The organism is Desulfovibrio desulfopostgatei, assembly GCF_053570645.1.
Map to the genome: position 1 here is coordinate 1 of NZ_JBRBQS010000002.1, position 26,473 is coordinate 26,473.

Annotated in this window: 23 protein-coding genes and 1 tRNA gene; 11 read left to right on the top strand and 13 right to left on the bottom strand. The window is 55.4% G+C overall.

Features of this window, described 5'->3' with window-relative positions; translation table 11 throughout:
* Positions 1–194: 194 nt before the first annotated feature.
* The 7 genes from ACUZ9Q_RS00010 to ACUZ9Q_RS00040 all read right to left on the bottom strand — a co-directional run bounded on the left by ACUZ9Q_RS00010 (position 195) and on the right by ACUZ9Q_RS00040 (position 6,113).
* Positions 195–962: an ImmA/IrrE family metallo-endopeptidase gene (locus tag ACUZ9Q_RS00010; protein WP_449247098.1), complete on the bottom strand. Its 768-nt coding sequence runs from the start codon at positions 960–962 to the stop codon at positions 195–197.
* The gene (locus tag ACUZ9Q_RS00015; protein WP_449247099.1) at positions 940–1,356 is read right to left on the bottom strand and encodes a hypothetical protein; all 417 of its coding nucleotides are present in this window, start codon (positions 1,354–1,356) and stop codon (positions 940–942) included. The genes ACUZ9Q_RS00010 and ACUZ9Q_RS00015 overlap by 23 nt, the downstream gene beginning before the upstream one ends.
* Positions 1,343–1,942, bottom strand: coding sequence for a hypothetical protein (locus ACUZ9Q_RS00020; protein ID WP_449247100.1), 600 nt, complete (start codon positions 1,940–1,942; stop codon positions 1,343–1,345). The genes ACUZ9Q_RS00015 and ACUZ9Q_RS00020 overlap by 14 nt, the downstream gene beginning before the upstream one ends.
* Positions 1,943–2,759: 817 nt before the next feature.
* Positions 2,760–2,835, bottom strand: a tRNA-Ala gene (locus tag ACUZ9Q_RS00025).
* A 54-nt stretch (positions 2,836–2,889) separates the two neighbouring features.
* Positions 2,890–3,690, bottom strand: a complete 801-nt coding sequence (locus tag ACUZ9Q_RS00030) for a DODA-type extradiol aromatic ring-opening family dioxygenase (RefSeq protein ID WP_449247101.1) — start codon at positions 3,688–3,690, stop codon at positions 2,890–2,892.
* Between the two features lie 211 nt (positions 3,691–3,901).
* Positions 3,902–5,365 carry a 4Fe-4S dicluster domain-containing protein gene (locus ACUZ9Q_RS00035; protein ID WP_449247102.1) on the bottom strand — a complete coding sequence of 488 codons (1,464 nt, stop codon included), beginning with the start codon at positions 5,363–5,365 and terminating at the stop codon, positions 3,902–3,904.
* 253 nt (positions 5,366–5,618) lie between these two features.
* Positions 5,619–6,113 (bottom strand): GyrI-like domain-containing protein, encoded by a 495-nt coding sequence (locus ACUZ9Q_RS00040; protein ID WP_215646976.1) that lies wholly within the window; start codon positions 6,111–6,113, stop codon positions 5,619–5,621.
* A gap of 377 nt (positions 6,114–6,490) precedes the next feature.
* On the opposite strand from ACUZ9Q_RS00040, the gene ACUZ9Q_RS00045 reads away from it, so the two are divergent.
* The gene (locus tag ACUZ9Q_RS00045) at positions 6,491–7,279 is read left to right on the top strand and encodes an L-2-amino-thiazoline-4-carboxylic acid hydrolase (protein WP_449247103.1); all 789 of its coding nucleotides are present in this window, start codon (positions 6,491–6,493) and stop codon (positions 7,277–7,279) included.
* Positions 7,280–7,324: 45 nt separating this feature from the next.
* Here ACUZ9Q_RS00045 and ACUZ9Q_RS00050 read toward each other — a convergent pair whose 3' ends face one another.
* Positions 7,325–8,599 (bottom strand): DUF4910 domain-containing protein, encoded by a 1,275-nt coding sequence (locus ACUZ9Q_RS00050; RefSeq protein ID WP_215646974.1) that lies wholly within the window; start codon positions 8,597–8,599, stop codon positions 7,325–7,327.
* Between the two features lie 439 nt (positions 8,600–9,038).
* On the opposite strand from ACUZ9Q_RS00050, the gene ACUZ9Q_RS00055 reads away from it, so the two are divergent.
* Positions 9,039–10,037 carry an Ldh family oxidoreductase gene (locus ACUZ9Q_RS00055; RefSeq protein WP_449247104.1) on the top strand — a complete coding sequence of 333 codons (999 nt, stop codon included), beginning with the start codon at positions 9,039–9,041 and terminating at the stop codon, positions 10,035–10,037.
* Positions 10,038–10,117: 80 nt separating this feature from the next.
* On the opposite strand, the gene ACUZ9Q_RS00060 is transcribed toward ACUZ9Q_RS00055, so the two are convergent.
* Entirely contained in the window at positions 10,118–10,822 is a 705-nt protein-coding gene (locus ACUZ9Q_RS00060; RefSeq protein WP_298991830.1) for a DUF554 domain-containing protein, read from the bottom strand.
* 256 nt (positions 10,823–11,078) lie between these two features.
* On the opposite strand from ACUZ9Q_RS00060, the gene ACUZ9Q_RS00065 reads away from it, so the two are divergent.
* From ACUZ9Q_RS00065 to ACUZ9Q_RS00105, 9 genes are all read left to right on the top strand, one after another.
* Positions 11,079–11,390, top strand: a complete 312-nt coding sequence (locus tag ACUZ9Q_RS00065) for a hypothetical protein (protein ID WP_192113423.1) — start codon at positions 11,079–11,081, stop codon at positions 11,388–11,390.
* Between the two features lie 32 nt (positions 11,391–11,422).
* A complete protein-coding gene (locus ACUZ9Q_RS00070; RefSeq protein WP_192113424.1) occupies positions 11,423–12,148 on the top strand; it encodes a sulfite exporter TauE/SafE family protein in 726 nt (241 codons plus the stop codon).
* A 152-nt stretch (positions 12,149–12,300) separates the two neighbouring features.
* Positions 12,301–13,608 (top strand): nickel-dependent lactate racemase, encoded by a 1,308-nt coding sequence (gene larA, locus ACUZ9Q_RS00075; RefSeq protein ID WP_449247105.1) that lies wholly within the window; start codon positions 12,301–12,303, stop codon positions 13,606–13,608.
* Positions 13,609–14,197: 589 nt separating this feature from the next.
* On the top strand, positions 14,198–15,163 hold the full coding sequence (locus ACUZ9Q_RS00080; RefSeq protein ID WP_215646970.1) for a methionine ABC transporter ATP-binding protein: 966 nt from the start codon (positions 14,198–14,200) through the stop codon (positions 15,161–15,163).
* Between the two features lie 9 nt (positions 15,164–15,172).
* The gene (locus ACUZ9Q_RS00085) at positions 15,173–15,835 is read left to right on the top strand and encodes a methionine ABC transporter permease (RefSeq protein WP_215646969.1); all 663 of its coding nucleotides are present in this window, start codon (positions 15,173–15,175) and stop codon (positions 15,833–15,835) included.
* Between the two features lie 71 nt (positions 15,836–15,906).
* The gene (locus ACUZ9Q_RS00090; protein ID WP_449247106.1) at positions 15,907–16,719 is read left to right on the top strand and encodes a MetQ/NlpA family ABC transporter substrate-binding protein; all 813 of its coding nucleotides are present in this window, start codon (positions 15,907–15,909) and stop codon (positions 16,717–16,719) included.
* A 140-nt stretch (positions 16,720–16,859) separates the two neighbouring features.
* Complete coding sequence (locus ACUZ9Q_RS00095) at positions 16,860–18,041, top strand: mandelate racemase/muconate lactonizing enzyme family protein (RefSeq protein WP_215646967.1); 1,182 nt, start codon at positions 16,860–16,862, stop codon at positions 18,039–18,041.
* 266 nt (positions 18,042–18,307) lie between these two features.
* Positions 18,308–19,285, top strand: a complete 978-nt coding sequence (locus ACUZ9Q_RS00100; protein ID WP_215646966.1) for a lipoate--protein ligase — start codon at positions 18,308–18,310, stop codon at positions 19,283–19,285.
* Between the two features lie 352 nt (positions 19,286–19,637).
* Positions 19,638–20,081, top strand: a complete 444-nt coding sequence (locus ACUZ9Q_RS00105; protein WP_449247107.1) for a MarR family transcriptional regulator — start codon at positions 19,638–19,640, stop codon at positions 20,079–20,081.
* Between the two features lie 77 nt (positions 20,082–20,158).
* On the opposite strand, the gene ACUZ9Q_RS00110 is transcribed toward ACUZ9Q_RS00105, so the two are convergent.
* The 4 genes from ACUZ9Q_RS00110 to hpsG form a co-directional block, all read right to left on the bottom strand.
* Complete coding sequence (locus ACUZ9Q_RS00110; RefSeq protein ID WP_449247108.1) at positions 20,159–21,085, bottom strand: DMT family transporter; 927 nt, start codon at positions 21,083–21,085, stop codon at positions 20,159–20,161.
* Entirely contained in the window at positions 21,085–22,485 is a 1,401-nt protein-coding gene (locus ACUZ9Q_RS00115; protein ID WP_449247109.1) for a sigma-54 interaction domain-containing protein, read from the bottom strand. Before ACUZ9Q_RS00115 ends, ACUZ9Q_RS00110 begins: the two co-directional genes overlap by 1 nt.
* A gap of 27 nt (positions 22,486–22,512) precedes the next feature.
* Positions 22,513–23,454 carry a (2S)-3-sulfopropanediol dehydratase activating enzyme gene (gene hpsH, locus ACUZ9Q_RS00120; RefSeq protein ID WP_227118109.1) on the bottom strand — a complete coding sequence of 314 codons (942 nt, stop codon included), beginning with the start codon at positions 23,452–23,454 and terminating at the stop codon, positions 22,513–22,515.
* Positions 23,455–23,517: 63 nt separating this feature from the next.
* Positions 23,518–26,013 carry a (2S)-3-sulfopropanediol dehydratase gene (gene hpsG, locus ACUZ9Q_RS00125; RefSeq protein ID WP_215646963.1) on the bottom strand — a complete coding sequence of 832 codons (2,496 nt, stop codon included), beginning with the start codon at positions 26,011–26,013 and terminating at the stop codon, positions 23,518–23,520.
* Positions 26,014–26,473 lie beyond the last annotated feature (460 nt).

A 26,473-nucleotide genomic window follows, 5' to 3' on the forward strand; every position in this document is an offset into this window, starting at 1 on the left:
TTGGACAAGGATTGGGAAGAATAATCAAGAAGTATGGCATTGCCGACTACAAAAAAAGCAGCCGTTGCTTTGTGCGAAGTAACGTTTTGCTTCGTGGACGGCTTCTCGGCACGTTGAAAAGTTTCCAAAATACAATCGATGCTTATAGATTTTTTCAGATGAGAAAAATTCGCGCTATTGCATCTCTATTTTCATTATTTTTCTATCTCCTCATCAACCCAAAGCAAGGAATAGGCAGTATTTGCTGCTGCAGAATAGAAAGATATTTCACGGATGGTACTATCCCCATCAACTCTATAATCATCTATCCAAGCATAAGCAGGCACACTGCCAGCAGCATTGCTCTTACATTTTTGAAAACAGTCTATAACATAAGTATGTTCATGAATTTTACTCCCATTTCGTCTCAAAAAATATGTAAAATCTTTATTACGCTTAGACCAATTTATTATTCCATTCTGAACACGTACAAGCGCTAATGGTTCAAATGAGCATTCAACATATCTAATTAAAGTCGCAGTTAGTGAGGTGCAAAAATCATTTGATATTTTTATAATTAGCTCAGTTGATGGCTCCTTTTTTGATGTATATTTTTTAAAAATTTTCTCCGGCATAAGTAAATTTGCAGCAAATATATTAGCCTCCACTTCAATCCCAGGAACACCCCATAGATACATATCATCTGAAGTGCAAGAAAAAACGCCTTTTTTATTTTTATGAAGAAAAAAATGCCCAAGCTCGTGAGCAATGCTGAATCTGGTACGTGGTTCGTATTTTTCAGCACTGGAAATAGTGATCCGTGCGCTTCGTTTACTGCATGTTAACTTTGCTGAGCAGCCGGAAAGATCCCTTCTAGCAACAAAAATACCAAAAAAGTTTGATATCAAATCCACTTCGATATCTTCTTTTACTTGAATACCGAGAATGGATAAAATGTACTCAGCTTTTTCTTTTGGACTCATCTAGCTTCCTCAAAAATTCAGCATCTTCAAGTAAACTTAGTAAATCATCCTCTGTTAAGTCCTTATAATCTCTATGTTGAACTTGGAATTCTCCGGATAAAAGCAGATCCTTTATGGCCGCAAGAATATTCTCTTTCCCTGAAGACAGCGTTTCTGAAATATTTTTGCTAATTGATGACATTGTAGATTTATTCTCATATGCGATATCTGTCCATGTCTTATTGTAGATTGTTTTTTGAACATCCAACAGTATTTTAGGAATAGCAGTATCTACGTCTATATTATTCTTTTTTAATTCATTAATTATTTCATCATCACTTAATTCTTCCATATCAAGTGCAAAATTAATGACAGCACCAATATAAAATTTGTTACTCTTTTTATTCTGAATCATTGGTGCCTCTCAATTTGTCTTTAATTTGGCGCTTTACTTCAGAAACTCTTCTTGCTGGTACACCTGTTAATATTTCTATGTCTTTTGGTTTACATATTCCTTCAGTGATGCAAGAAAATATGCCTTGTACTTCCTCACTAGTCATTCCGCTGACTGCAGTATTAAACGTGTCAAGCAAAATAGCTAAATCCTCATTCTGAATTGCAATTTCTTCAGCAGACGGAGTTTTCAAGCTTTCTGCAGTTTTTAGGGGACAATCGGTAGTGTCATTAAGGCAGTAGTACTCGTCAAGGCAGTCTACAATAGAGTTTTCTTTGAGTTTATAGGCATTTGACCGAAGACTTTTTATTACGCCAAATTTTATAAATGGAATGAGTTCACCACGTTCTGGCTCCCATTTTCGTTTGCCCGAAAGTACAAGGCCAATTGCTTGCTGTGCCATATCTTCAGCAAGGTGGCCTTGAGCAATTATCTGAGTTCTACTTCTACCATCTTGTTTAAATAGGGAAACACAATAGAGAAGAACCTCAGGCACAATGCGATCCCAATTCTGACCTTGCATTAGCTTCTGGTAATAGTCATCCATAAGCCCTCGCTATATGCTCATATGCTTTTCAAAAAAGATTTTATGGGAATAAAAAATTTATTTTGGCACTCGCCCACATTTTAGTTTTTTAATAGCATGTATCCATATGCGCAGAGGCTTTCATTCGGATAGGCCGCCTGATGCCGTCTGCAGAACTTAATTTCATGGAGGACACCATGTCAAAAGCTCCTATTGGAACGACCGGTAATACTGGAGAAAAGTGCCCTGAATCTGGCGTTTGGAAAGTTGTTAGCACCCCGACCACGACCGCCCCAATCGCAAAGGGTAATACCTTTCCTCCCTACGCTGGCAAGTCGGTTACATGGAAATTGATTCAATACGCATAAGCTATTTGGACACCAATTGGTAGAGACGTGGCTAAACATGTCTCTACCAAGAAGTAGTCATAGGTTATAAAACTCCCCATCCCCACGCAAGAGCGATATTCGCCAGCCTATGACATTAGTTGACTAGTGGAGATAGCAAATATCTTATCTAAATAATGGAAAGTAAAATTGGAGGATTTGCACATGCCTAACTATTACGTGAACAGGCAGGCTCAGACGAATGGCGATCATGAAGTTCACGAAGATGGATGCTCCTACATGCCGAATCAAGACAACCGATTGTATCTTGGAAACTTTTCAACGTGCCGAGAAGCCGTCCACGAAGCAAAACGTTACTTCGCACAAAGCAACGGCTGCTTTTTTTGTAGTCGGCAATGCCATACTTCTTGATTATTCTTCCCAATCCTTGTCCAANGCGCGCAAAAAAACCCCGACCATTTTTCAATGATCGGGGGTTTTAATTACCTATCTGGTGGAGCTGAAGAGAATTGAACTCTTGACCTCTTGAATGCCATTCAAGCGCTCTCCCAACTGAGCTACAGCCCCATGAGGAATTTGGAATTATACTTTTTCGCCGTGGGGTGCAAGTATTTATTTCATCTAGTCAAAAGAAAATGCCGAGAGCGGTGCGCCCATAGCCCTGCCGTGCCAGGCAAGCTTGCCCTGCGCGGCTCCGGCAGCCCCGGCAATCACCATCAGCGGGATCAGATGCTCCTCGCGCGGGTGGGCAAAGCGCGCCCCGGGGGCCTTTTCCCATTCCGCAAGGGCAGCGTTGCGCATGGCGGCATTGGGGTTGCACACGGTATCCGCCAGCCAGTTGTCAAAAACATCCGCCCCTTCAATGGGCGTGTTATCCCCGTAGCGGAAGGCCCGCATGTTGTGAAAGCTCATGCCGCTGCCCACAAACAGCACTCCCTCATCCCGCAGAGGGGCCAGGGCCCGCCCCAGAGCCAGATGCTCCAGCGGATCAAGCCCCCGCCGCAGCGATAGTTGTATCGTGGGCATCTGCGCCTCTGGATACATCAACAGGCCCGGCACAAACACGCCGTGGTCAAAGTCCCGCGTAGTGTCCTCTGCCAGCGGCAACCCTGCCGAGCGCATGCACTGGCCCACACGGTCAAACAGTTCCGGCGCAGGCGGCGCAGGCCACTGCAACTCATAGGTATGCGGTGGAAAGTCGTAGTAATCGTAATACAGGCCAGGGGTCCGCGTGGTCAGCAGGGTAAATTCCGACTGCTCCCAATGGGCGGAGAATACAATCTGCGCCCTTGGCTGTTGCGGCAAAGTCGCCGGGATGGAGTGCATCCAGTCGCCAAGGGCATTCCAAGTGTCCGGCGGCATCCAGTCCATAAAAAAGCAGGGGCCGCCGCCGTGGGGGATGTAAAATGCGGGCATGGTCATGATGCGCCTCGCTGGTGGGTGTGGATGTCACAAAACTAGCTTGAGGAGGGGAAGATGCAGCTATCAGCGTAGCGCCAAATCCTGCCGGGGCCAAGAGCTGTAGCGACCAGTACAGACAAATTTTTGCGGGTGAAAGCCAAGCCCATAATGAAGGCGGGCATTCCGCAGAATACCCGCCTGTGCATGCAGTCATGTTTGCGGGCAACGCCCGTTATCCATCCTCGCGCCATGCGCCGCGCCCTGTTACCCACAGCCAGAGGCAGAGCACGCCAAGCAGCACGGCAAAGCCCAGATGCACAAGGTCAATAAAGGTTGTCATACCCGGCGAAAACGTGATGGAAGGCAGGTTTTTGGCAACGCGGGCCATGCCGCTCAGCACCACAACCCCCAGCACTGCCAGCCGCACCTTGCCCCAGTAGGCAAGGCGGCCCCGCAGCCTGCCGCGCACTTGCAGGGTCAGCCAATACAGTCCCAGCGCCAGCAGCAGGGCAGCCAGAATATAGTGGACGTTCAGCGTGGTGTAAAAATCGCCTGTCCATGTGAGGCCGGGAACTTTGGCAATGCCGTATCGGCTTGCCACGGGCAGTTGCATCATGCCCGTAAAGCCGAGCAGAAGGGCCACGGTCACCCACAGCTTCTTGAGCAAGCCGCCGGAGAGGGCAGCTTCAGTCTTGGGGTCATGCAGCGCACCCTGAGGGCGGGCCTGCGTGTGGTTCGGGCCTTGCCCCTGGCGCGCCGCGCTCACCAGCGCCCCAGCCACGCCCACCAGCGGAGCCGTCATCAGCATGCGGGTGAGGTTGCCAGCCTGTGCCATGGAGTCCGCCACCGGGGCAAAGGTGGGCTTGCCGGGGCCGGGTTTGACCTGCGCCGCCAGTTCGGAAAACGGCACGGGCGACAGATAGAAGGTATTGGTGCCGCCGTTTTCCGTCACGCCATAAAGGTACGCGCCGCGCTCCTGCGCCAGCTTGCGTGCCTGCGCCAGAATCTCATCGCGCGGGCCAATGGTCTGCACCTGCTGGGGGCAAACCTCCACACAGGCGGGCAGTTGGCCGTGGGCAAAGCTGTCTGCGCAGCGGTCGCATTTGTACATGATGCCGTTGCCGGCAAAGCGCGGCATGAGGTCAAGATACAGCCCCACGCCCGATTGCCGCTGCGGGATGTGCCAGGGGCAGACCGTGCGGCATTTTGCCCCGCCAAGACAGGTCTGGCTGTCTATGCTCACCGTGCCGGTCTCTGGCTGGCGGCTGGCCGCGCCCCATGGGCAGAGGTTGGCGCAGGGCGGATTTGTGCAGTGCAGGCAGCGGCGGGGAATGTGCAGTTCAAGCGGCGCGCCGTCCTTCTGCACGGTAACGCTCTCAATATACAGCCAGTTATAGGGCGTGAGTCTGTCGTCCACATCCCGCTTGCCAGACCAGTCCTCGTCCTTGGTTCCGGGCGGAAACATGACCGGCAGGGGCTTTTTGACTTCCGGATAGCGGCTCCCGTTACGCTCGCGGCAGCCCTCCACGCACTGCCCACAGCCAATGCATTTTTCAATGTCGAGCAGGGTTGCGTATTCCGCATGCTGGGCAGAGGCGCTCGCGCCATTGGTTTCGGCCCGGGCATCCAGCCCCGCAGCCGCAATGCCTGCCGCAGAGGCCGCGCCCACCAGAAAATTACGTCGGGTCAGTGCCATGTACGCTCCTCATCGGCATGTGCAGGCGCAAGGGTGCAGCCGAATTGCCGATTATTACGATTCATTCGCAATATGGCACATTCTGAAAAAGAGTGCAATTTATAGCATACTTTTATGGTATGGTTTGAAGGGCAGGCAAACAGGCAGAGCAAGGCAGAAAGCCTGAGCGCGAATGAGGGGAGGGCCGTCAGGCCAGAAAATCAGACCCAAGAAGCTGGGAAGTCAGGCCCAAAAGCCCGCAGCAGGGGGCAGGCTAGTCTTCGCGGGGCAGCACGGGCACATAGACATCGTGGGTGCCGGACTGAAAAAAGCGGCTGTCGTAGCGCTCAAAGCAGGGCTTGTCGGCAAGAACGGTATAGCCGCCCGGCGTTTGAGGCCATTCGTCATACATGTAGTCGTATGCTTCCTGAAGCATGCCTGCGGCGGGGATGCGGCAACAGGCATAGAGACCGCCCGGCAGGGTTACCGCGTCCATGCCTGCGGGAGGCGCGGCAAGTTCCGGAGCTTCCATTGCAGCCCAGTAATCAAAAGCCAGCCCCGCATGGTCTGTAAACAAGGAAAGCCCGTAAGACGGCCCCTGATAGGTATTGCTGGGCTTGCCGCTCAGCTCTGGCATGCGGGGGGTAAAGACCTCATTCCACAGCCGGGGGCATTCCTGCGGGGCGTTGTGCAGGGTTGTGTGGATGCGCACACCGAAAAGGCGGACACTGTGGTGCTGCAACACCACAACGGCAAAAGGCATTGGCATGAACGCTCCTCGGCTGGTCTGATCACGGGCAACAGTTTCCGGCCTCAGGGGTGAAATGACGTCAGTCTCCCACATGCGCCGGTCAGCCGTTTTGCATGTACCAGTTATGTTTACATGTCAACCGGTATACCAATGTGATGAAATCGCCATAAGCATATATTACACTGAATTATATTTAAAATTAGTAAATGATAATTTGTAATTAATAGTGATTTGCTCACAAAAGCGAGGCGTGCCGCGCATCCATGCCACTGACCATACCACAGACCCTTGCCGCTGCTATGGCGCGCGTGGACAGCGCCCCCGGCTCCCGCTAGTGTGAGCCATGCCGTAAACCCCCAGTCTGGCGCGCAAACGCGTCGCAAGCAGGAGCCGTCATGCACCATGTCACTATGCTTCCACGCTATACCCGGCGCGCATTTTGCTCCTTTGCGCTGGGAACCTGCGCCGGTCTGCTGCTGCCCTGTTCCTGTATGGCCTCCATTGCGCAGGGCATAGGCATGCCGGTGAGCGATGAGGCCCTCAAAGCAGAATTTGCGGGCATGTGCGCCGGTGCGGAGCAGATGCTTGCCGGGCAGCGGCCAGCGGAAGATTTGCGCGCCATGTTTGCCCAGGCAAGGCAGGCCCATGCCCGTCTGTTGCCTCTGCCGGATATTGGCGGGCCGGAAAACCTGACCTATCCCAGCTTTCTGGTAGGGCCGCAGTATGCGGCGCTGTACACGGCCATGCGCCCGCACGGATTCAGCGCCAGGGATGTGGGCAAGCTTGTGTACGATCTGGCGGTCTACAGTTTTGAGGAGCAGAAGGAAGCGTACCGCGCCAACGGGCAGCGGTTTTTTACGCCGGAGTATTTTGCCCTGTTGCAGGGCTGGGCCATGCGCAGCCAGCAGCGGCGCTACCCGCTGGATTGGGTGCAGACAGTATTTCGGGGTGATGGGCGCGATTTTGATATCGGCGTAAACTACACGGAATGCGGGCTGATGAAGTATTTTGCTTCGCTGGGCATGCCCGAGCTGGCTCCTTATCCCTGCCGGGTGGACTTTCCCACCGCAAGGGCGGAAGGCACGGGCCTTGCGCGCACCTCAACGCTGGCTGAGGGCGGCAAGGTATGCGACTTCCGCTACAAGCAGGGACGGAAAACAACCCAGGGCTGGGACATGGCGTGACGCGGCTGTTGCGCGGCGGCCTTGCAGCCATGCCGCGCACAGTCGTCAGCAGGTTTTGACCGCCAGCACGTCTTTTTCAACCAGCTTGCGCATGGTTTCCGCACAGCGAAAAATATCCCTGCCCACAATGTCTGCTTCTTCAAGCAGCGTGGTTTCGCCATCGGCATAGGCCAGCAGATCCATCATCAGATTGACCTGTTCCGTACAGGAAGTTTTTGTGCTCAGCGTGGGGTAGAGGCCGCGCTTGCCCAACTGCGGTTCGCACAGCACGCGCGGCTCGTAGGTGACGTTTTCTTCCAGCGCTTCAAGGATGCGCGTCATGATGTTCACGCTGCCTTCAAGCCCCTTTTGCGTGACAAGCGAGCAGTCGTCCAGCGAGGTGTGGTACTCGGGATAGACGTGGTATTTGCTGCGCATGACGCTGCACAGGGGCAGGTCGATGCCGGGCGCGCAGTACTGGCGCTCGTCGCTCTCGCGGTCAAGAAAGGTGTAGCGGATAAAATCGGGTGCAAAATGGTGCAACACGTGCAGGGCGGCCTTGTCGGCCAGGGTGTTGCCCTTGCGGCTGGGCAGATAGGAATAGGCCCGTTCATCGCCCATACAGGTGAGGTTGAAGCCCGCCACCACATTGCGGCGCAAGGCCTCGTGGTTGCGGCTCAGATAGGTGATGGAGCCGATGGTTTCCGGCACAAAGGCAAAACGGTAGGTGTAGCGGCGCGGGCGCTGCGCCACCCACTGCGCAAGGGCCGTGGCCACCACCGGGCCGGAAAGCTCGTTGTTGGCCATGGACGGATGGCAGATGTAGGTGGAAAGAAAAATTTCTTTTTCGCACTGGCCTGGAATCACGAGGTCGCCGTATGTCAGATGCCCCGGAGCCAGAGTGGAATCTATGGAGGCGTGGTACATGCCGGGGGCCAGCTTTTGCCGCTCGTCGTGCTTGATGCAGAAGCCCCAGCGCCGGGCATAATATGATGTGATGTAAGGAATGGCATTGGGCATTTCGGGCAGGGAATGCAAATGATTTTGCAGATCCTCCAGCGAAATGTCGCAGTCAACGGGTTCGGAATACCCCATCACATGCAGATTGGTGTCGGCAAAGTCGGCAATCACTTCGCCCGATGGGCCAGTCAGCCGCGCGCCCCTGATGTTCCATTCGTCCGGCACTGTCCAGTCAAAAACCTTGGATCCAGACGCTACCTCAAAGGTACGTAATCCCGGTAATTCTTCCTGCAACATGCGCAACGTCTGCCGCACCCCGTTGCCCGTAATACTGCGGCATATGGGAAAAAGACTGCGAAGAAAGTCATGGAAGCTCGTCATTATCCTTCCTTATGTTGGCATCGCGTGAGGCAGCAATTCCCAAAAGGGGCACTAACCCTGAGCGCCGAATTCCAGGGGGGGAATTTTTCGGCGGCAATGCCTGTCGCGAGCTTGCTTATGGCGACTAAGGCGCGCAGTCAAGCATCAATTTTCTGTAAAACGGAAAAAAGATGCCCGCTGCCCCCATACAGGGCTTTTGTTCCCGATCGTCGCGCAGGTCAGAACTGCCATTATGGCCGCGCGCGTGGAGCTTCAACGGCAGCACGGGCCAAGCGGGAGCCAGCGCGCCTTTTTAAGGTTAGCATTTAGTTTGTGCGTAGAAAAGCCCCAGGGCGGGCGCGCAAAACATCCTTTTCCGCCATCAACAATACTGGTATGCAAAAAGTGCTCGCGCAATGCAAGCAACTATAAGTAAAATCAGCTAGAATCTGGAGACTCCATGCCTCATATCAGCCTTACCGAAGCACAAAAAATGGGCGAAGACATTTTGCAGGCCCACAACGTCGAGCAGCGAAATGCCCAATTGACCATCGCCTCGCTCCTGCGGGCAGAAATGGAAGGCCTGCCTTCGCACGGATTTTCGCGCATTCCCTACTATGCATCCCAGGCGGCGGCAGGCAAGGTTGATGGCAACGCAGTTCCGGTGGTGGAACGCACAAAACCCGGCGTGGTGCTGGTTGACGCCTGCTGCGGTTTCGCCTTCAGCGCTTTTGCCGATGGCCTGCCCGTGGTGGCCAAGGCCGCCAGGGAGTCTGGCGTGGCCCTCATGGCCGTGCGCAATTCGCACCATGCGGGCGTGATGGGATTTCCCGTGGCGGATCTGGCGGCGCAGGGCCTGCTGGCCCTAGGCTTTGCCAACAGCCCCGCAGCATTGGCCCCCTACGGCGGCTCAAAGGTGACGTTTGGCACGAACCCTCTGGCCATGGCCTGCCCGCGCAAGGACGCCTCGCCCCTTGTAGTTGATCTTTCCATGGGGTTGCTGGCGCGCGGCAAGATTTTGCAGGCTGCAAAAAAAGGCGAGACTATTCCCGAGGGCGCGGCTGTAGATGCGGAGGGCAATCCCACCTGCGATCCGGTCAAGGCTTTCAACGGTGCGCTGCTGCCCTTTGGCGGCCCCAAGGGCTACGCCCTGGCTCTCATTGTGGAAATAATGTCGGCAGCGCTTACGGGGGCTTCCCTGGCCATTGAGGCCTCTTCGCTGTTCACGCCTGATGGCCCGCCGCCGCGTCTGGGGCAGAGCTTTCTGGTCATGGACCCTGCGGCAACGGCAGGGGCGAATTTTCTGGACCGCGTGGAGCAGTTGCTGGGCTTCATCAGCGACCAGCCGGGCGCGCGCCTGCCGGGCGATCGCCGTATCGGCCTCAGCCGCGCCGCCAGTGAGCGAAATAGTATTGATCTGCCGGAGGATCTGCTGGCCCAACTGCAATCGCTGCACTAGCCGCAGTGTTTAACCGGTTTTGCCCTCTGGCGCGCAAGGCCGGAGGGCAAAACCGTATTTCAGCCATGGTCGCAGGCCGGTTACTTGAAGGGAAAGTACAGCTCCCACAGGTGCGAAAGCGGCAAAATAATGGCCATCGCGGGCAGCATGTTGATGACCGGGAATATCTTGATATCGCACATGCGCAGGCCCGTGGCCACAAAGATGACGCCGCCGCAGGCGGTAAAGTCGTTGAGCATGGCCGGGGTCATGAACGGGGCAATGGTGGTGGCCCCCATGTAGATGAGCGCCAGAATAATAAACTGCGGCACGGCGATAAGGCTTACGGAAAAGCCCATGAAGGAGCCGAAAACCACACCCGTGAACATGTCCAGCGCGGCCTTGGTCAGCAGGATGTCGGGCTTGCCGGTGAGGCCTTCATGAAAGGCCCCCAAAAAGCCCATGCTGCCAAAGCAGAATGCCGCCACCAAGGTTATGACCATCAGGGAAAAGTTTTCGTCGCCCATGCGCTTGCTCTTAAGCAGGCTAAAAATGGCCCGCAGGAACTTTTGCAGCAGGGCCTCAGCATACATGATTTCGCCCACCATGGTGCCGAGAATGAGCGAAATCGTCACGGCGGGCAGTGCTGCGGCCTTACCCACAAGGGTTGCGCCCAGACACAGGGTTATGACGCCAAAAATGGAAGGCAGCGCTTTTTTGAGCCGTTCAGGAAAAATGTCGGCAAAAATAACGCCGATGATGCCGCCGATGAAAAGTCCGCCACTGTTCACAATTGGCCCGATCATATGCGTGCTCCGCGTAATGGCATAGAAATCGTTCTGGAAGGCGGACAGGAAAAGTGGTCTGTAGGCCGGTGTGAATCGATGTGGTGATGCCAGGGTTTGTTGCCCCGAAAACAGCAAGGGCGCAGGCGCGGGGCCGCCAGTACGCCGGGATTATCCCTCAGGCAGAATGACTTGGTGTGCGGTTTGGGTACCACAAGGCATTTTCGTTGACAATGCGCCCCCGTCAGAGGCGGCGCAGGAGCAGACAGGAGACAGTATGATTGTGAGAACATGGCACGGCTGCGTACCTGTAGCTATGGGGGACGCCTTTGCCGGGCATCTGCGCAAAACGGGCGAAGACCACGCCAAAAGCGTTCATGGCAATCTGGGTGTTGCGGTCAAACGCATGACCTTTCGCGGATGGGAGCACTTTTTCTTTGCCACCTGGTGGGATTCTCTGGAGGCCATAAAGGCCTTTGCGGGCGAAAATTACCAGCTTGCCGTGCACTATCCCGATGACGAACGCTTTGAGCTGGTGGCAGACCCCTATGTGTTCCACCACGAGGTAGATCAGATTACGCCCCTGTAAACGCAAATCTGCGCGCACAGAATGGAGAGGCCGTGGTATACGCGCTCATTGCTCTATGCGGCATTGTGGCAGGGGCCATCAGCGGGGTGGTGGGCACCGGGTCGTCCATAATCCTGCTGCCGGTGCTGAGTCTGGCCTTCGGCCCCAAGGCCGCCATTCCCATCATGGCTGTTGCCTCCATCGTGGGCAATGCCTCGCGGGTGGTGGCCTGGCGGCGGCAGATAAGCCTCAGGGCCTTTGCCTGCTATTCGGTAACTGCCGTGCCTGCGGCGGTGCTGGGTGTGCGGACTCTCTGGATCATGCCCGCGGAAATTTCCAACCTGTGCATTGGGCTGTTCTTTTTTGCGCTCATCGGTTTGCGCCGGGCCAGCCGCACGCGCGGCATGCATCTTGGCTCCCCGCAGATGGCCCTGGCGGGTGGTCTTGTGGGATATCTGACCGGGGTAGTGTATTCCACCGGGCCGCTGACCATTCCCATATTTGCCGGTTTTGGCCTCGCCAAGGGCGCGCTGCTCGCCACCGAGGCGGCCGCGTCCATTGCCGTGTATGTTGCCAAGGCTCTGGCCTTCGGCGCTGTGGGCGGCTTGCCCCTGCCAGTGCTGTGCAATGGTCTTGTGGTTGGGGCGGCGCTGGCTGTTGGTACCTTTCTGGGCAAGCGTTTTGTGCTTGGCATGTCTGAAGCGACCTTCCGCCTGCTTATTGACGCCATGCTTGCCTGCGCGGGCCTTGTAATGACGGGCAGCGCGCTGTTTGGGTAGAGCAAATGCGGCACGGAAGCGGAATTTTCCCCTCTTCACAAAAACCTGCATGAGGCATAACAGACCCTGAACGAACTGGCGCCGCGGCAGAATTGCGCGGAACAAGGCCCGGCGCTGCATTTGCGGCACAGCAACAAACAGGGACACGACTCATGGCACAGCATTACATGAAATACGGCGACAGGGAATTTTCTGTGGAGCTTGGCAACGGCCTCATCGCGGCGGAGCTGCATTCCAATGCGGTTGCGCTGCCCGCAAAAAGCGCGCTGGAGCACATTAACGAAGCTCTGGATAATCCCATCGGTTCGCCCCGGCTTGAGGAAATGCTCAAACCCGGCCAGACGGTCTGCATTGTCGTGCCTGACTCCACCCGCCTGTGGCAGTCGCCCAATGTTTATGTTCCTGCTGTGGTGGCCCGTCTGAACAAATGCGGCATCCGCGATGCGGACATTCGTATACTCACGGCCACGGGCACGCACCGTCCCATGACGCGCGAGGAGCACATCGCCATCGTTTCCGAGGATATTTACAACCGTATTCAGGTTATTGACCACAAGTGCCGCGATGCGGCGGATATGGTCAAGGCGGGCGTGACCAGCAACGGCACGGATGTGTGGTTTAACCGCTTTGCCATGGAGTGCGACCATATCATCCTGACCGGCGGCGTGGTGTATCACTTTCTGGCCGGGTACGGCGGCGGCCCCAAGTATCTGCTGCCCGGCATCGCCAGCTACGAGACCATCCAGCGGCACCACAACCTGGCCCTGAACAAGGGATTTGGCAGCGGCACCAATGCGGCGGTGCGTAGCGCCAATATGGAAACCAGCAATATTTTTCACGCCGATCTTGAAGAAGCCGCCCTGCTGGCCAAGCCCAGCTTCCTGCTCAACGTGGTGGTGGACGACAATTACAACATCATCAAGGCCGTGGCGGGCGACATGGTGCAGGCCCATCGCGAGGCCTGCGCGCTGGTTGACGCCATCGACGGCGTCAACGTGGGCGAACGCACTCCTCTGGTCATCGCCAGCGCAGGCGGCGCACCCAAGGACATCAATTTTTACCAGACCATCAAGACCCTGGCCAACGCCCTTGCGGTGGTGAGCGAGGGCGGCACCATCATCATTCTGTCCGCCTGCACCGAGGGCTTTGGCAGCCCTGATACCCAGCACCAGATTTGCGATTTCGACAACATGGACGCGCGCGAAAAAGACCTGCGCGAGAATTTTTCCATAGGCAGCTATGTGGGCTTTCTGTTTGCGGAGTCGGCGGAAAAGCACAACCTCATCATGGTCAGCTCCATGAATGCCGCAGATTTTGCCAAAACAAAGATCCACATTACCACAACGCTGGATGAAGCCCTTGCGCTGGCAAAAAAGCTGAACGGCGGCAAAGACCTGCGGGCAACACTGCTGCCCCACGGGGCCAATACCCTGCCCAAGCTTCAGACGCCCAGGCGCTAGTGGCCGGGCCATCCGCCAAGGGGCTGACAAGAATACACTCTATATGCCCCTTGTAGAATGCAGTGCTTTGATCTGCGGAAAGGTTCCCAGTGCCGCAAAGAGGCCATCAGTGGACAAACAAAGTTCATTTGACTATCGTTAAAAAATAACACAACCGTTAATTTCTTTTCAGGTTTTATCCCATTGCGTAACAGGATGCCGCTGCCTTTCGCTCAAATGAACGGATTGAGGCTATGACCGCCTCATTTCTTCCAGGTTGGAAGAATCCCCGCGCAAATGAGCTTATCCACGCCTTCAGGTGCTCACGTCGGCTGCAAACAGCCGGCATTTTGCTGTTAGCAGCACGTTTTTCCTGTTTTTCACGCATTCTTTCTGAATCAGCATGCCGCTGGCTGGTGCCTGCCCTTTGGGCAGTCACCGGTCTGGCGGCTTTTGCTGCTGCACCTCCCGTAGCTTCACATCCCCCATCCGGCGCACGTGTTCCCTGTTCCCCCTCTGTCCGGCCTGTGCTGCCTCAGCCCCGCACCAACCCGTCAGTTCCGGCGGGTTTTGGTAGTTTCCCCGCCACCTATAGCCACCTCAAACACCCATGATCGAAATCAAAAACCTGTCAAAATTTTATGGAACAGTGCAGGTGCTGGACAGCATCAATCTGACCATCAACAAGGGCGATGTATACGGCCTTGTTGGACGCAGCGGTGCAGGAAAATCCACCTTGTTGCGCTGCATCAACGGACTGGAGAAATTTTCTTCCGGCGGTATCACGGTTAACGGCATTGCCATTGAAGGTCTCAATGACAACATGCTGCGCGAAACAAGAAAAAATATCGGAATGATATTTCAGAATTTTTCGCTCATTGATCGCAAATCTGTTTACGACAATGTAGCCCTCCCCATGCAGTGCTGGCATAAACCTGTGCCGCAGCAAAAGGACAAGATTGAGTATGTTATTGAACTTGTAGGCCTTGCAGACAAAATAAATACCAAAACCAGAAACTTGAGCGGCGGTCAAAAACAGCGAGTGGCCATTGCGCGCGCGATGGTCATGGATCCGGCCATTTTGCTAAGCGATGAAGCCACATCGGCCCTTGACCCCAGAACTACTGATGAAATCCTCGAGTTGCTCATGAGCCTCAATGAAAAACTTGGGGTCACCATTATTGCCGTTACCCACCAGATGTCTGTGGTGCGCAAAATCTGCACAAAGATGGCCATTCTGGAGAATGGCAGATGCGACACCACGGGCGATGTGCGCGAAATATTTATCCAGCAGCCGCCCGCCCTCATCAATCTGCTGGGTGAAGGAGAGGTGGAAATTCCGGCTGAGGGTTGTACGGTTCAGATTGTCACATTGGAGCAGCGCACCCAGCAGGAGCTCTTCTACAGAATGTCGCGCGATGTGGGCCACCCCTATCATCTGCTGGACAGCAAGGTGTCACGCCACAGGGGTGGCGTATATGGGGTGTTTGCCCTGAATTTCCCGAGTGAACGCGCGGATGTATTCCTGTCTTTTTTTCAGAAACAGGGCGTGCCCTGCAAAATTATTTCGCGGTAGGTTGCTGCAATGGTTGATTATCCTATGGAAGTTGTTTGGGCAAAGATACTTCTTCCCGCGCTTGTGGCCTCAGGCAAGATGCTGCTTTTTGGCTCGCTTCTCGGTGGTTTTTTTGGCTTTTTGCTTGCAGTTTCGCTGTTTGTGACCGGGCAGAACGGCCTCAGGCCAAACCCCAGAACCTATCAGGTGCTCAGCGCGCTGGTAAGCAGCATACGTTCCTTTCCTTTCGTGGTACTGATCGTGGCCATCATTCCTGTTACACGGTTTGTAACATCTTCTTCCATTGGCTGGGTGTCGGCTCTGCTGCCGCTTACTGTGGCCTCCACCCCGTTTTTTGGCAGAATGTTTGAGAACAGCCTGAAAGAAGTAAACCCTGCCCTCATTGAAGCCGCGCATTCATTCGGCGCCAGTAATTTTCAGATTATTTTTCGGGTAGTTGTGCCCGCCACTCTCCCCTCGCTCATCAGTGCGTCCGTGCTTGGGGTCATTCATATGCTTGGGCTTTCTACCATTGCCGGGACAATGGGAGCAGGCGGCGTGGGGGCTTCGGCACTCATTTACGGCTACCAGAGCTTTAACGACACTGTAATGTATCTTCTCGTTTTTATAATGTTTGTTATCGTCATGGGTATTCAGGCTATAGGAGACAGGCTGTACAAGTCTGCAAACTGACATGGCGCGCCGCAATAAAGTTAGCACAAGGCTACCAGCATATAATAAATGATGAAAAAGGAATTTCACCAATGAAAAAGATTTTTGTTCTGCTTTCCGTCCTTGCCCTGTTGTGTCTGACCGCCTGCAATGAAACAAAGGAAAGTTCCAAGGCTGAGGCAAGCGCACAGCCAAAAACGTTGCGACTGGCCTGCATGGCCTACAATGAGCCAGAAGTTCAGGCAGGGGTGAAGGCACTTGAAGCCATGAACTACAAGGTTCAAGTAATTGTTCTGCAAAATGCAACAATAATGTTTGAAGCCATCGACAATAACGAAATTGATGCCTCCCTGCACGCTCACAAGCCCTGGATGGACAGCTACAACAAAACAAAATCAAAAAGCATAACCATGCTTACGCCGTATATTCATAAAAACGTCTTTGGTATCTTTTCCTCAAAGCACAAAAATATCAGTGAAATAAAAGAAGGTGCCAGCATAGCCATTCCGCAGGACGAATCCAACATGAGCCGCTCTCTGCTTCTGCTGGAGGAACTGGGTTTCATCAAGCTCAAGCCCGGCGTCACCAATCCCACCGACCTTGATATCGAAAGCAACATGAAACAAATCGAGATCATAAAGCTCGATACGCATCAGGTTATTTCTGCCCTTCAGGATGTTGACGCGGCATGCAGCGCCAAGCTTTTTATCGTGAGCAACAAGGTGGCTGACTTTACAGAACTGGCCCAGTCCAGCGATCTGGACAAGTTTGGCGTGGGCTTCACTGTTTCCAGCGCCAACAAGGACGCTCCGTGGACCAGGGATCTCATCAAGGCATATACCACTGAAGATGTTCGCAATGCCATCAATGCCCTGTACAAGGGCGGCAGCGTTGCCGGGTTCTAGCCGCCTTCAGCGCGGCGTATCTGGCATTGTTTATCGTGCCGGATGCGGATTGTTGTCATTGATCGTAACCCTGCCGCGCAATGGCAGGACAAAAAGTGTAATCATATAGGCAAATGCACTTTGCTAAACAGGATGCTGCCATGAAAATCACCAAGATCGACATAGTGATACTGGATACCCCCAATAACCCGCCCCTGTGGCGACCAGTTCTTTGCCGTGTGTACACGGATAACGGCCTTTATGGTGATGGCGAGGCCGCACTCGCGTATGGGCGGGGCGCGTATGCTGCCTTTGGCATGATCCGCGAGCTTGCGCCCCTGTTGATCGGCAAAAATCCTCTGGACAATGAACCCATATGGGAAACACTCTATAAATCCACATTCTGGGGGCAGAATGGCGGAGCCGTGGCTTTTGCCGGTATTTCAGCCCTTGATGTGGCCCTGTGGGATATCAAGGGCAAATACTACAAAGAACCGGTGTACAGGTTGCTCGGCGGTAAAAGGCGTGAAAAACTGCGCTGTTATGCCAGCCAGTTGCAGTTTGGATGGGATGAGGACGGTAAAAAGGCGGCAGTCAGCCCGGATGATTACGCGCGCTATGCCAAAAAAGCTGTTGGTGATGGCTATGATGCCATCAAGATTGATTTTTATGCCTTTGATGATAAGGGCAACCGCACCAACAGCGAACAAACCACCCGTCTTCAGCCGCCGCATGTCATGCGCATGCTGCGCGATCGCATCAGCGCCGTGCGCGAAGCCATTGGCCCGGATGTGGATCTGATAATGGAAAACCACTCCTACACGGATGTGCAGTCTGCCATCCAGATCGGGAACATGGCCAAGGAATATGGCATTCTGATTTTTGAAGAACCTTGCACCCCGGAACCGTCACTGAACAAATACGTCCACGACAATCTGGGCATTCCCATTGCTCAGGGGGAGCGCATCTATGGCAGATGGGGTTTTGCTCCGTACTTTCACAATGCCTCCATTCAGATGATCCAGCCGGACATCGGCAACTGCGGCGGCATAACCGAAGCAAAAAAAATATGTGATATGGCCCACACCTATGACGTGGGTGTACAGGTGCACGTGTGCTCAAGCCCCCTGCTTACGGCAGCGTCCCTGCATCTTGAGGCGGTGATTCCCAATTTCACCATCCACGAGCACCATGTATACAACTTGCACGGCTACAACAAACGCCTGTGCAAGTATGACTACCAGCCGGTGAACGGCATGTTCAGCATCCCGGATCTGCCCGGTCTTGGCAATGAGCTGAACCCCTGCGTTTTTGAAGAAGGCACACTGGTTACGGTAGAATAGCTGGCAGGCTGGCTGAAGGTGGGCTGCCGGGAGCTGTTTAAGCTCGCACAACCCGCTGCTGATACTTCCCTGGCATAAAAGAGCGGGCATACGGCCAAGTAGATACACGCTCTTTTATGCCAGCGTTGATAACGCCCACTGCATTGCCGCCAGCTTGCGGAACAAGCGCCGCTCCCCTCATGCCTGCAATCGTCGGCATCGGTGAATGACTTGGACAAATGTAGAAAATGCGATATGTCCCAATAATGTGTTTTATGGGGGGGAGTATGCGCTTTATCTATAATCCTTGTACAGACGCCTCGTTCAATCTGGCGGCGGAAGAATGGCTGCTGCGCAATAGCGAAACCGACATTTTTATGCTCTGGCGTAATGCGGCTTCTGTTATTGTGGGGCGGAACCAGAACTCCCACTCCGAGATCAACGCCGATTATGTGCAGCAGCACGGCATCCCTGTTGTGCGCAGGCTTACCGGCGGGGGAGCTGTTTTTCATGATCTGGGGAATATCAACTTTACCTTCATCAGCCTGAACAACCATTCAGGGTTGCTGGATTTCAAGCGCTTTGCCACGCCCATTACCGAAGCGCTCAATGCCCTTGGCGTCCCCTGTGAATTCAATGGCCGCAACGACATGGTCGTTGGCGAAAGCAAAATTTCCGGCAACGCGCAGCACATGCACCGCGACCGCCTGCTGCACCACGGCACCCTGCTGTATTCTGCCAACCTGGATTCTGTCTGTGCCGCGCTCAAGCCCAGCCCCGCAAAATACATTGATAAATCAGTCAAAAGCGTGCGTGGTCGTGTGGGCAATATTGTGGATTTTTTGCCCCAACCCATGCCCATTGAGGAATTCATAAACTACCTCATGCGCTTTGTGGCCGGGGAGGATTGGTCGGGGCAGACTGCCTTGAGCGCGGAAGAAATAACCGCCATTGAGGCTCTGGCAGAAGAACGCTACCGCTCCTGGTACTGGAATTTTGGCTATTCACCCAATTACGCCTTTGAACGCAGCACAAAGACCCCTGGCGGCGTACTTGACGTACACATGGATGTGCGTGACGGAATAATCGCCGATATCCGTCTGTTCGGCGACTATTTTGGCGTTCGGGATGTGACCGAACTTGAAGACATGCTCTGCGGATGCAGGCACGAACGTGGGGCTCTGGAACGTCGGCTGGCTCTGGTGCACATTGACGCATTCATTCAGGGCATTGGCGATCGCATGTTTCTGGATTGCCTTTTTTAGTTGGCGCGACAGCGGTAAAGGGTTCAACGCGCTGGCGTCCAGCCCTGTTTTTAGGTTGTATTAATTCGCATATATTTTATTTGCTTTATTTTCCGGACTTTTTTCCATACTTTCCTGTTTGCCATATGCGCTCCAGCAGCGTGTTGCAGGTCTGCTTGGCAGGGTGATCCTCTGCGCGTGGTCTGATTCTGCGGGCTGATGTGTGCTTTTGAAAATTTTTCTGACTTGCGCGAGACGATTGGATGTGGCAGTGCATAACATCTGGTGCCAAAATTAGTTTTGGGTTGGCACCATGCAGACGGCAAGAAAGTGTCAACTGCAAGCTGGCAACGCACACAATGGGGGCATTACAATGAGCGCTTCTACCAGAGACCTTGTTGGTATAATCATCAACCGCACCTCCCGCACATGGCGTACCAAGCTTGACGAGCGTCTTTCCCATCTGGGGCTGACCCAAGCGCGCTGGCTGGTGCTCATGCACCTGTCGCGGATGAACGGCAAGGCCCTGCAAAAGGATCTGGCCGTTTCTGTGGGCGTGGAAGGCCCCACCCTGGTGCGGGTACTGGATGGCCTTGAGCGCATGGGCCTTGTGGAGCGTGTGGGCGTGGAGGGCGATAGGCGCGCCAGACGGATATGTCTGACCCCCAAAGCTGACAGCGTCATCACAGATATCCTGAATATTGGCAACCAATTGCGCTTTGAAGCTCTGACGGGCATATCCGATGCAGACCTTGAAGTTTTTTATCGTGTGATGGAAGTCATCCTGGCCAATCTGCTTTCCACTTCAGCAAAGTAGCGATTTGCGCGCCGTTACGGCGGTGGTTTTTCTATCCCCGGCATACTGGGGATGGGGCAGGCGTCATGCCGGTTTGCTCAGCGTCTGCGCATCAGGTGGGGCAGGGCCGTTGCACAGAAAATGCCGCCCAGAATGGCAAGGGCGCTCACCAGCAGCCGCAGCCCCAGAGCTTCGTTCATGAGCATGGTGCCGCCAAGGGCGGTGATGAGCGGTACGCTTAACTGCACCACAGCGGCAGAGGGCACGCTGAGCCAGCGCAAAACAGCATACCAGAGCACATAGCCAAGAGCCGAAGCCAGAGCTCCGGCAGCCAGGGCGCAGGCAACGCCTGCCCACGGCCACGCGGCAGGCATGCCAGCCTGGTCAAAGGCCTCAGCCCAAGCTAACAGCACCACAGCCAGCGGCACACAGCGGATAAAATTGCCAGCCGTGGCCGCAGCGGCATTGCCGCCCCCCCTGCCGTAAATTGTATAGGCCGCCCAGCACAGGCCAGAGCAGAAAATGACCGTAGCAGCCCCTGCTGGTGGCGCATCAAGCCCCGGAAGCAGCAGATAGACCAGGCCTGCCATGGCAAGCCCAATGCCCAGGCTCTGGGCCTTGCCGGGATGTTGCCCCAGCCGCAGCCCGGCCACGAGCATGCCAGCCTGCACGGCCACGGCAATAACCAGAGCGCCCGCCCCGGCAGATAGCCGAACATAAGCCCAGGAAAAGCAGGCCATATAGCCAAACAGCGCCAGCGCCGCGCCCCAGCTGCCGGCACGCAGCGGGTTGCCGCCGCGCCGCATCTGGAGCAGCCAGAGCATGGCAGCGGCAGAAATGGCCCTCAGGGCCGTATATACAGAGGGATTCAGGGGATGAGCGTTTTGCCCTTCGGCAAGCGCAAAACGGCAGAGCAGGGAGTTGGCGGCAAAAAGAATCATGACCAGGGTCGTCAAGGCCGCCACCACCAAGGGGGAAGCATGCGTCTTGACTGTCGCGTTGCCAGCCCTGACGCCCACACGCATCAGTCAATCCGCCGTGCGCCCTGCAACTTGCGGAACACCGTACTGCGGTTGATCTGGAACAGCTCCGCCACGCGCTGCACAGAGCCGTGCACTTCAATGGCCTTGAGCAGAAAATCCCGCTCCATTTCAGCCATTATATCGCGCAGGGGGCGGCGGGCGGCGAGGATGTCCTCGGTATAGCACGAGGCTTCACGGGGTGCGCCGGATATCTGCGGCGGCAGGTCGCGCGGGGAAATCAGCGGCCCGCTGAGCGTGATGACCAGACTGTGCACAAGGTTTTGCAGCTCACGCACGTTGCCGGGCCAGGAATAGGCCGTCATGATGTCGAGGGTCACGTCCATAAAGGCCATGGCCTTGTGGTATTTGGCAGTGTACTGGGCGAGGTAGTGTTCTGCCAGGGCGCGCACGTCTTCCTGCCTTTCGCGCAGTGGGGGGATGCGCACCGTGGCAACATTGAGGCGGTAGTACAGGTCGCGGCGGAAGGTCCCGGCCTCCACGCTTTCGGCCAGATCGCGGTTGGTGGCGGCAATGATGCGCACGTCCACCTTGCGCGGGCTGGAAGCGCCCACCCGCATGATTTCTCCGTCCTGGAGCACGCGCAAGAGCCGCGTCTGCATGGAAAGTGGCAACTCGCCCACTTCGTCCAGAAAGATGGTGCTGCCATCGGCAATTTCAAAATATCCGGCCTTGCCCTTGTTGGAAGCGCCCGTGAACGCCTCCGGCATGTAGCCGAACAGCTCGGATTCTGTGAGCGATTCAGAAATGCCGCCGCAGTCAACCTTGAGCAGGATTTTATCGTTGCGGGCCGACTGGGAGTGGGTGTAGCGGGCAAACACGTCCTTGCCCGCGCCGGTCTCGCCCAGAATAAGCACGGTCGCGTCCGTGTCCGCAAAGCGGCGCAGCAGGGAAACCACATCGCCCATGGCCCGGCTGGCATACACAGGTTCGCGTGATTTTGCCGCGCCCTGCGCAATGTAGGCCAACTGATCGTTGATCTGGTCAATAAGCTTGCACTGCCCGGCCACCTGGGTCTGCAACTGGGCGAGCAGGGTGACATCGCGCGCAAACGTGACCACCAGACACAGATCCCCCTTGGCATCAAAAACGGGAAAGCCCGTAAGCACAAGCTTTTTACCGTTTTTGAGCTGCTGCACATGGGTGGTGGGCCTGCCCGTGCGCACGATCTCCGGGTTCAGGATGCAGTCAAACGTGCCTTCCTGTACCAGATCGCGCACATTCTTGCCGCGTATCTGTTCCTGGGTCAGCCCGGTCAGCTGCTCGTACATGCGGTTGACCCGCAGGCTGGTGCCAGAGGCGTCGCTTATAAAAACGCCTTCAGGCAGGGCGTCGAGTATGCGCTCCACATGTTTTGATAGAAGCTCGGAAGATTTGCATGCCATAGGTCGTCAGTTTGGGGTAAGTGGTTATCAGTGGGGTATGCGGAGCCGATCGCCCAGGATGCCCTGCGCCACAGCCTGAAGCCTGTTCATGTGCTCTGTTTCCAGCTTTACATCGCCCATGGGCACGGGCCTGTCGAGAAACTGGTATTTTTGCGTACCAAGGCGGTGGTAGGGCAGCATTTCGTATTCCACCCGCTCAAAAGGCTTGAGGAATCCGGCAATGGCGGCAATGGCTTCTTCGCTGTCGTTAAAGCCGGGAATTATCGGTGTGCGTGCCAGTATGGGCAGATCGGGAAATTCTTCTGCCAGAATGCGAAAATTTTCGAGGATACGCCTGTTGGGCAGGCCTGTCTGCGCTTCGTGCACTGCGCTGTCCATGTGCTTGATGTCGAACAGCACGTAATTGAGGTATGGCGCGGCCTCGCGGATGGTATCAGGCGAAACCATGCCGCAGGTTTCAACCGCGGTTTTGATGCGCCGGGTGCGGGCCTCGCGCAGCAGGGCCACGGCAAATTCCCCTTGCAATAGGGGTTCGCCTCCCGAAAGGGTCAGGCCGCCTCCAGAGCGGGCGTAGAAGGCCATATCTTGTTCAACGACATTCAGCACATCATCCACCGTACGCTCTTTGCCATAAACCAGCAAACCCTGGGCGGGGCAGGCAGCGGCGCAGGGCAGATCGCATTCGGCGCAGCGGCTGCGGTCAATGTTCAGCTTGTCGTCATCACCCAGGGTGATGGAGCCGTGCGGACAGGCCACAATGCAGTGCCCGCACTTGGAAACGCCCAGGCAGCGTCCGGCATTGAATGCCAGCTCCGGTTCGCGTTTTTGCGATTCAGGGTTGCTGCACCAGCGGCAGGAAAGGGCACAGCCCTTGAGAAAGACAATGGTTCTTATGCCGGGGCCGTCATGAACCGAATATTTCTGTATGTTAAAAACCATGCCCCGCTGTTGGCTGTCTTCCAGGCACATAAACCCTTCCTTTATGAAAAAAGCGCGGCAGCCCGGATGCTGAGGCTGCCGCGCGGTTGAATATTACATCACGTCGTGTTCAGTACGGGCAATCAGGTCGTTCTGCAGGTCGGGCGACAGATCCACAAAGTAGGCGCTGTACCCGGCAATGCGCACGATGAGGTTGCGGTACTTCTGCGGGTCTTTCTGCGCGGCCACCAGGGTCTGCTTGTTCACCACGTTGAACTGCACATGCCAGAGCTTGAGGTCGCAGAAGGTGCGGATAAAGGACACCAGCTTTTCCGTGCCCTGTTCGCCTTCCACGCACTTGGGCGTGAACTTGATGTTCAGCATGCGGGCGGCGCGGTCGCGCATGCCCATGTTCTTGGTCTGGTAGTTGGAGAGCAGCACGGCGGTGGGGCCGTTGACGTCCGCGCCGTGCGAGGCCGAGGAGCCGTCGGAAAGCGGGAAGCCGTCGGTACGGCCATTGGGCGTGGCGGAAACCACCTTGCCGAAGGGCACGTGCGAGGTGAAGGGCACGTAGCGCACATCGTTGTGGATGCCCAGCTCCTTCATGGAGTATTTTCCGCCGTATTCCACAGAAATCTTGTCGATTTCGCGGCCAATGGCGTCGGCGTATTCATCGTTGTTGCCGTAGCAGGGGGCGGAACGCAACATGGCGCGCACGTCGTCGTAGCCTTCAAAGTTGGCGTCAATGGCTGCCAGCAGCTTGTCCATGCTCAGTTTCTTTTCTTCAAACACCAGCTTTTTCACGGCGGCGAGGGAGTCCACGACCGTGCCAAGGCCCATGTATTCAAAGTAGCCCAGGTTGATGCCTTCGGGGATATGTTCCTGATGCAGGTCAATGCAGTGCTTCATGCACAGGTCGTGCATGGCCGAGCCCATGGGCTGGGCAAAGTGCTGGGCGCGCAGCTTGTTGATGATGTACTGCTGGGTAAAGGCCGCCTTGAGGAACAGCAGGTGCTGCTGCACGTAGGCGTTCCAGAATTCGTCCCAGGTCTTGAAGTTGCGCGGGTCGCCGGTTTCAACGCCCAGCAGCTGGTCGCCGTATTTTTTCATGCGGCCATTGCGCAGCACCATTTCCACGGCAGCGGCAAAGTTGATGTATGCGCCGCCGGAGGTATAGGTGTCGCGGTTGGGCATGCGGGCTTCGGTGCAGCCGGAAACCGCGTAGTCCAGGGCTTCCTCAAAGGTCGCGCCCTTGGAAACGTAGAGGGGCACGATTTCTTCGTCATTGATGAGCTTGGGGAAGCCGGAACCGTACTTGATGGTTTCGGCCACGTCCCACAGGTAGCGCTCAGGCGCGCGGGAGTGGATGCGGGCCGCGAGGTCGGGGTAATGCAGCGGGAACTCGCGTTTGGACTTGAGGATCAGGTAGGTCAGCGCGTTGCTGGCGTCGCGCCCATCGGTGGTCTGGCCGCCAACTGTCACGGCTTCCCAGTGGGCGTAGCCTTCGTTGAAAGCGCCGCCGGTGGGCGAAATGTACATGTCGATGAACTCGGCCATGCCTACCCACATGCATTCCAGCAGTTCCGTGGCCTGGGCATCGGTGATTTTGCCTTCGGCGCGGTCTTTGGCGTAGAAGGGGAAGAAGTACTGGTCCATGCGACCATTGGAGATCGTGGTGCCGGTCTTCTGCTCAATGCGCGAGAACATCTGGGTGAACCACTGGCTCTGGCAGGCTTCCCAGAAGTCGCGGGCGGGTTCGCCGGGCACGTGGTCTGCATTGTCGGCCATGCGCAGCAGTTCGGCCTTGCGGGTGGGGTCGGATTCCTTGGCGGCCATTTCGCGGGCAAGCACGGCGTGGCGCTTGGCCCACAGCACGATGGCATCGCACACGATGACGATGGCTTCAAGGAAGGGGCGCTTTTCGCAGGCGTCCTTGCAGCTCAGGGGATCAAGGGCGTCCAGCTTGTCCTGGGCTTCCTTCTTGATGCTGTTAAAGCCGCGCTTCAGGATCTTTTCATAGTCGTGCACCCACTGGATGGACGAACGGAAGGACGAAGTCTCGTTGACGATAAAGCGCGAGATAAGCCCCATGGGGTCGTCATAGGTCAGCTTGTGGATCTCGGCGGGCAGAGCGGCGTTAAGGGCCTCATGATAGGTCTTGCCCTTCCAGTACGGCGCAATTTCTTCAATAACGCGCTTGGCGTCTTCAGGCGTGATCGTGGCGGGCGAGGTCTTGCGGGTGGGCAGATCGCGCACGGCGATATCCAGAAAGTCGCCGTCAAGTTCGGGATACAGAATACCGTAACGGCCATCGCAACCGGCGCGGCCAAGCAACAACTGGTCTTCCTGCACGTAGACGGTCATGTTTTTCGCAATGTGCATGAGGGCCTTTGCCCAGCGCAGTACCAGGGGCTGACCGTCTGTCTCCTGCATGGACTGGGTGAAGTACAGCGCGCGTTCAATGTCGATGCGCGGCTTCTGGCCCTCAAAGCGCTCCAGCAGCTTGAAAACGCGGGTGTGGGTTTTGCGGAACTTGTCTTCCCTGCCCTCGATCTTGTCGTACAAACGCTGTTCCTGGGGGGACCGGCATTCGCAAGTGGTGGTGCTCATCACGCTACTCCTGAAATATGAATATGTGGCGCGCGGTGCTGTTGTGGTGCCGCCGCGCGGAGAACGCCGATAGTTTGTGGCAATCCTCGGTTGCCCCCTATTTGCATGGGGTGTGCCAAATTTTATAATACTGTGAAATAATTTTATTTTTTTAAAAATATGAATTTGCAGGCGCTCAGATGGCACCTGCGAGGGAAGGGATGATGCATGATTGCATCAGTCAGGATTGTTTTTTGATAAACTGGTACAGGAGTGCGACGCAATTTTGCGACATGCTGAGGAATTGCGGTTTGCCAAAGGGTCTCAAAATTGCGAAAATCCTATATGAAACATATTTCACAATATGCCCAGAAGCGTTGTCGGCAGCAGGTATCAATAGGTGCGGATTTGCGACAGCAATAATCTTGCGCTGATTGGCTGCGCGCTTTGTTTATTATTAACTAGCTGTAAAATAAGTCTA